General features: G+C 43.9%; 6 protein-coding genes and 1 pseudogene. 1 reads left to right on the top strand and 6 read right to left on the bottom strand.

Annotation, left to right across the window (positions count from 1 at the left end; all coding sequences use genetic code 11):
* Positions 1-42: 42 nt before the first annotated feature.
* The 6 genes and pseudogenes from AC29Z1_RS12100 to AC29Z1_RS12075 form a co-directional block, all read right to left on the bottom strand.
* Positions 43-1,086 (bottom strand): annotated as a pseudogene (locus tag AC29Z1_RS12100) (insulinase family protein); the annotation flags it as partial.
* A 442-nt stretch (positions 1,087-1,528) separates the two neighbouring features.
* The gene (locus tag AC29Z1_RS12095) at positions 1,529-2,902 is read right to left on the bottom strand and encodes an amino acid permease (protein WP_488271720.1); all 1,374 of its coding nucleotides are present in this window, start codon (positions 2,900-2,902) and stop codon (positions 1,529-1,531) included.
* 177 nt (positions 2,903-3,079) lie between these two features.
* Positions 3,080-3,925, bottom strand: coding sequence for a family 1 encapsulin nanocompartment shell protein (locus tag AC29Z1_RS12090; RefSeq protein ID WP_488271718.1), 846 nt, complete (start codon positions 3,923-3,925; stop codon positions 3,080-3,082).
* 32 nt (positions 3,926-3,957) lie between these two features.
* Positions 3,958-4,326 carry a ferritin family protein gene (locus tag AC29Z1_RS12085; protein WP_488271717.1) on the bottom strand — a complete coding sequence of 123 codons (369 nt, stop codon included), beginning with the start codon at positions 4,324-4,326 and terminating at the stop codon, positions 3,958-3,960.
* A gap of 225 nt (positions 4,327-4,551) precedes the next feature.
* Entirely contained in the window at positions 4,552-4,959 is a 408-nt protein-coding gene (locus AC29Z1_RS12080; protein ID WP_488271716.1) for a VOC family protein, read from the bottom strand.
* Between the two features lies 1 nt (position 4,960).
* On the bottom strand, positions 4,961-5,734 hold the full coding sequence (locus AC29Z1_RS12075; protein WP_488271715.1) for a histidinol phosphate phosphatase: 774 nt from the start codon (positions 5,732-5,734) through the stop codon (positions 4,961-4,963).
* A 146-nt stretch (positions 5,735-5,880) separates the two neighbouring features.
* Here AC29Z1_RS12075 and AC29Z1_RS12070 point away from each other — a divergent pair.
* Positions 5,881-5,968, top strand: an 88-nt coding sequence (locus AC29Z1_RS12070) for a glycogen/starch synthase (RefSeq protein ID WP_488271719.1), incomplete at its 3' end; no start/stop codon positions are given.

The raw sequence follows: 5,968 nt of genomic DNA, 5'->3' as shown, positions 1-5,968 counted from the left end.
GGTCTAGACAAGAAATTAGTGGAGTCTTCGGTAAATATCTTTGAATTCCACTTGCAGGATGCTCTTACTATAACTGCCAAAAACCTCTTTCCCAATCCCAGCCTCAAGCAACGCTTTCCTGAGCGGTGCTGCCGGTGTCTCCAGCAAAATGTGTTCAAGCATCATTAGCCCCAGATAGGCCTCTGGGTCAGTGGCCTTACCTGCAGCAATATTCAGGGTGATATACGTTTTATCTTTTTTCGACTCCCCTGGCGATATCGGATAATCAGCTACTTTTACCACCATCTTGTTAAACGGCTGTTGCAGCGGTATAGCTGAGTCAATTTTCTTATACGTAAAGTCTTTGAGATATGCTTCGTGCAGGAACTTAAGGTTGTCATCCAAATCAAGGTTCCCATAAAGGAAAATGTAACTATTCGCAGGATGATAATATTTTTGGTGAAACGCAACAAACTGCTCTTGTGTAAGCTCAGGTATATGGTCAGGATCACCGCCGGATTCCACGCCATAGGTGGTATCAGGAAAGAGAGTAGCATAAATCTGTTGTTCCAAAATAGCATCAGGGGAAGAAAAAACCCCTTTCATTTCATTGTATACAACACCTTTGTAGGTAAGCTCAGCCGTCTTATCTGGCAGTTCGTAATGCCAGCCTTCCTGCATGAGAATTTCCGGAGTTTCCAGCATAATGGGATAAAACACGGCATCCAGGTACACATCCATCAAATTGCGGAAATCTTTATCATTACGGCTGGCAACCGGATACATCGTCTTGTCAGGAAAAGTCATAGCATTTAAGAACGTGTTGAGCGAACTTTTTACCAGTTCAACAAAAGGTTCTTTTATGGGAAATTTGCGTGAACCACAAAGTACCGAATGCTCGACGATATGCGGTACCCCGGTGGAGTCCGCCGGCGGGGTACGAAAAGTGATAGAAAATACTTTATTGTCGTCATCATTGCCTAAATATAACAACCGCGCTCCACTTTGCTCATGTACAAACAGCTTAGCGTCCGAATTAATTTCAGCTACTCTCTTGGCATCCAGCAGCTTAAATCCATGGTACACTTGGCCAATCTCAAAGGACATATTTTTACCTCACTTTATTATTTTCTTGAATATCCTATGTAGCACTCTGTTAATAAGTCAATATGTTCGGCAATATGGAATGCTTTTCCTGCAACATTAGACAAGCAAGCCCTACTTATAGATTCTCCCGCTTGACAGTATTTAATTATGACATAACAAATATTCTATATACAGAAAAATTTGCCTTGTGTCAAGTCTCAGGCAATGCCTATGCCGGAATGTCACAGCAGATGGGTAATCATTCTGATTTCAACAGAAATTCATCTATACATTCTGGTAAACACAAAAACGCCGGCATTGCTGCCGGCATGTATTCAGACGTATTTACCTTTTAGAAACCAGCCGCACAGGTTCAGGGCCTAGATAATTTTTAGGCAGCAAATGAGCCATCCCTCAAAAAGGCATTGTGTGCAGGTTAGAAAACTTGTACACCAAGTATTCACTACGTTTCGGTAACCGCCTGTCTACGCATAGCTGCCCAGCGATAAATAATCATCGGCAAAACCAACAGCGGTACGCCGAAATACAAAGAGATTCTCAGCTCCTCGATAAAAGCAACACAGATCAAACACGCAATCTGTACCCAAATTCCTAACTGTGTAATATAGGGAAAAAACGGCGCTTTATATTTTAATGATTCAACCTCATCCGGGCTAAGCTGTTTCCGGAAATTATACTGACTCCAGCAAATGGAGATCCAGGCAATAGCACCAGTAAATCCGGACAGTGCCAGCAGATAGGTATAAATGCTTTGATCCTGGTCAAACGTGTACAGCACAACCCCTATCCAACATACTCCGATGGACATGGCTGTTGCATTCTGCGGTACCCCCTGGCTGTTAAGCTGTCCCAGCCAACGTGGTGCCATACCTTCTTGCGCCAGTGCATACAAGGCTCGAGTGCACCCATACAGTCCTGAATTGGAACAGGAAATGGCAGCAGTCAAAACTACAAACGAGAAGATTGCACCTGCCCATTCCAACCCATAGGTACTCAAGGCTGCCGCGAAAACAGAACTTTCCAAGCTTGCTTTATCCCAGGGAAATATCGTTACCAGCAGCAACATGGGTATGATATATAAGGCGATAATCCGCATAGTAACCTGTTTAATAGTAGCCGGAATGGTCTTAGCCGGTTCCTGGCTTTCAGCAGCCGCTAAACCAATAATCTCCGACCCCTGGAAATTCACTAAAATGATGACCATAGTCAGCAGAACAACCCAGTAGCCATCAGGCGCAAATCCTCCGCTGGATAATAAAATACTGGTTCCGAGGAAATCTCCACCACCGATGGCACCGAAAAAAATCAGGATAGCTAAGCCGCAAAACATGATCATGGCGGCAATTTTAATCAACGCCAGCCAGAACTCAAATTCACCAAATAGATTAACCCTAGATAAGTTTATAATCGTTATCGCCAAACCAAATAGCAGCGCCCACCACATGGCGCTTACTGCCGGAAAAAAACCATTCATAATAATGCCGGCGGCAATCATTTCTGACGGAACATAGGTTACCCATGTCAGCCAATAGCACCAGCCGACACCGCAAGCCCAAGCCGGTGATATATAGTCCCGGGTGTAACTGATAAACGAACCGGCAATCGGCCGAGCCACTGCCAATTCACCCAAACATACCATAACCGCATAAACAATTAAGCCGCCTAGCAAATAGGCCAGCACAGATGCCGGGCCGGCTTTGCCAATCACATAGCCGCTGCCCAAAAAATAACCACTGCCTATAATCCCCCCTAGGGCAATCATTTGCAGATGGCGGTTTTTGAGTCCCCGCTGTAATTGTCTTCCGGTACCACCCATTTCCTCCAAGTATCATTCCTCCAGTTCACAAAAAAATTGTTGTTGGAATGATTATATCATAAACATTTTTCTTGACAATTGTTTTTTTTAAAAATAGGCATGTTTTCCAGTGAAAACATGCCTAACACTGTTTTTACTTATATTTTAAGCCCAGCTTAGTAAAGACAACCATATTATTTAATTCGCCGTAATCGTACAGATCGACGAAGGCCGGCGAATAACCAATGCCACCGTTTCCATTACCCGAAACAGATGGTTCATATTGACTGGTCCTAGGTACGCAATGGAGACATCTTGACCCACGACCAGACTCATATTGCGCGCCCCAGTTTCCACAAGCACCGCCTGTTTAGGCCCAAGAGCCGTTGTTGCATACACGCCATCGGTAACTATCGCTTTGATTTGATCCAGTTCCAACAATCCCGTATTTTCGTATGCACGAACCAATTGAGCATACAACGCCGGACTAACGGCCAGGGCGTACGGCCCCAAGTGACCGTGTGCCGTCAATTCTGCCACAGCCTTAACCACATCGGCTAAAGCTGCACCAGTTGCCTGCCAGTCGCTCAGCGGTAGCGATAGTCTACCCTCTGCCGTTAACAGCCCCTCCAGCCCCAGCGCTGTATCACCTTGAAATATTAGCTTGTCTTCCTGCCGAGCAAGATTGCCGGCTGTTACAGCCGCCGCACTGACATCAAACGGAACACCTAGTTTACGGTCTGCCTCGATATTTCGCCACAATAGTTTGAAATCCTGGTATAAAACTGGCAGTTCAAGCGTTTTTCTAGCCCTGGCACTGACAATATATGCGTCTTGATCACCAGTCAAATCCATGCCAACAGGTGATGCCGCACTATCAAAGACAGAATAGGGCATAGTATAAGTACCTGCCCCAAGCGGCCCTTGTAATTCGATCATTCGCCGCCCAACCACTGTTTTCCGCACGACCTCAATAACGGCTTCATCCAGTTCACGCCATTCGGCTGCACTTAACGGCGCAGAGTCACGATCTAAAATATCCATTTAGATGCCCCTTATAAAGCAAACATTTTCGGTTAGTTTTTTCTAAATAAGCTGCCGACTGTCGCAATCGCCGGTTTCTCGTCCTGATCTACTGAACTCACACTGCTTTCGTCCATCATTTCTTCTACTTCTTTCGCCCCTTGTTCATATAAAGCCGCTTCTCCTGGCGCCAGTGCATACAGTAAGCGGAGAAATTCACCGGCATGAACAATTTCTTCGTCGGCAATATCTTGTAATACCTTAATGGCCAGTGCATTATCGGTTGATTCCGCTAACTGATTATAAAGCTGAATGGCTTCATACTCCGCCGCTACCATAAAGCGAATTGCCCGTATCAGTTCCTCGTTAGTTAATTTGCGGCCTGCTTTCATTACGGAAAATGGGTTTCCAAACTCCGGCATATGGGTTCCTCCTATCAGTTGTCCAAATTTTTTACATGCTTTAGTATTCCTTATTTTTCGTAAAAATTTCTGAGAAAATAGTATTTATGATGAAAGCCAAATAAATAGTTTTCAATTCTATTTGTATAAAAACAGACAAAGACTAAGACTACTGCCAAATCCCCAGAACCAGCAGCAACCTTAGTCTTTGTTACTTGTTGAAAAAGTATAGCTTCTCTTTACTTATTACTTCTTAAAAGATTCATATACAGCCTGATATTCAGGTGTTGGCGGAATGGACTTATAAACATACACATGAACCCCACTAGGATCATTGACAACAAAACTGCGCTCACCCCAGGGTTTATCCTGCAATTCCTGATAAATCTCGACACCCGATTCTTTCAGCCGCTGATATTCAGCATCCACATCATCCACTTCCAGAGAAACAATAATACCTGTTCCATGAAAAAAGTCGCCAGCATCCCGCTGTGGTTTTGTAAAGCTAATGCCTGCTGCCATTCCGGGAGCAAGCAGTTCAATATACCAATCACTTTCATACACCAAGATAAAACCAAAGTGTTTCATATAAAAATCTCGGCATTCTGTAAGTTTATCCGTACTGATTGTGGTGTCAAATCGTTTAATGTTCATACTACAACCTCCCAACTTCTGGTTTGCGTTGTTTAAAATAAACTACCTTGAGATTGCAGGCTTGTGCCAAATCATAGGCTACATCCAGCCTGTTACCAATATCGTGCTGCCAATGAGCATCAGAACCAATAGTAACCAGTCGCCCGCCCAGCTCATAAAACCGCTGGTAGATCGGCCGCACAATCTCCACGGCAGCCTGACTGGTCAGGCGTCGGGTATTAATTTCCAAGGCTTTCCCCTTTTGGGCAAGTGTTTTTAGGATTTCATCAATCCAGTCACAAAATTCGTGATAATAAACTTCAGGATCTGGATACCGTGCATACCGGGCTATGTAATCAATATGTCCGAGGCTGTCAATAAAATCATGGGTCTTTAGGCACATATGCATCCAGGTAAAATACTGCTCATACGCCTCACGCTTGGTGCGTGAATGATAATACGATTCGAGATAAATGTCGATATTATTGACCGCATGAATGGAACCAATAACATAATCAAACGGATGATTAACAACAATCTGCTGGTTTTCCCCTACACAGTCTGCGCCCATGCCTACTTCAATACCCAGCAGCACCCTATCACTGCGGTATTGTTTATAATCCGCAAAATACTGATTAACGTCAAAAGTAATAATATCAGACTCAGGAAATGCCAAATCCGTATGCTCGGTGATAATAATTCCCAGCCCTAACTTGTCAGCTTGACTGACGGCTTCCTCGATAGTCATGTGGGAATCGGCAGAATAGCCAGTGTGAATGTGCGTGTCAAATAGCAAAGATACAGCCTCCTAATTGTAGAGTGGCATATATATCATTCTAATACAAAAATTCCTAAACTACAAATAGTTGGTCAGGGAATTTTAATTATAAAAAAAAGCAATACTTTAGATTTAGAATACATTTGAAAGGGGCATAACCATCTATGCTTAAAGTACTCTTTGCAGCCAGCGAAGCAGCTCCATTTGCTAAAACCGGCGGACTGGGTGATGTTATCACTTCACTGCCAAAAG

The organism is Sporomusa sp. (assembly GCF_057736855.1).
Note: the sequence above shows the minus strand (reverse complement) of the source record. Positions and strands in the feature narration are given on the sequence as shown.

Coding starts and splice junctions, on each gene's coding strand:
- AC29Z1_RS12095 (WP_488271720.1), bottom strand. CDS start 2,902: ATGGGTGGTACCGGAAGACAATTACAGCGGGGACTCAAAAACCGCCAT.
- AC29Z1_RS12085 (WP_488271717.1), bottom strand. CDS start 4,326: ATGCCGGAGTTTGGAAACCCATTTTCCGTAATGAAAGCAGGCCGCAAA.
- AC29Z1_RS12090 (WP_488271718.1), bottom strand. CDS start 3,925: ATGGATATTTTAGATCGTGACTCTGCGCCGTTAAGTGCAGCCGAATGG.
- AC29Z1_RS12080 (WP_488271716.1), bottom strand. CDS start 4,959: ATGAACATTAAACGATTTGACACCACAATCAGTACGGATAAACTTACA.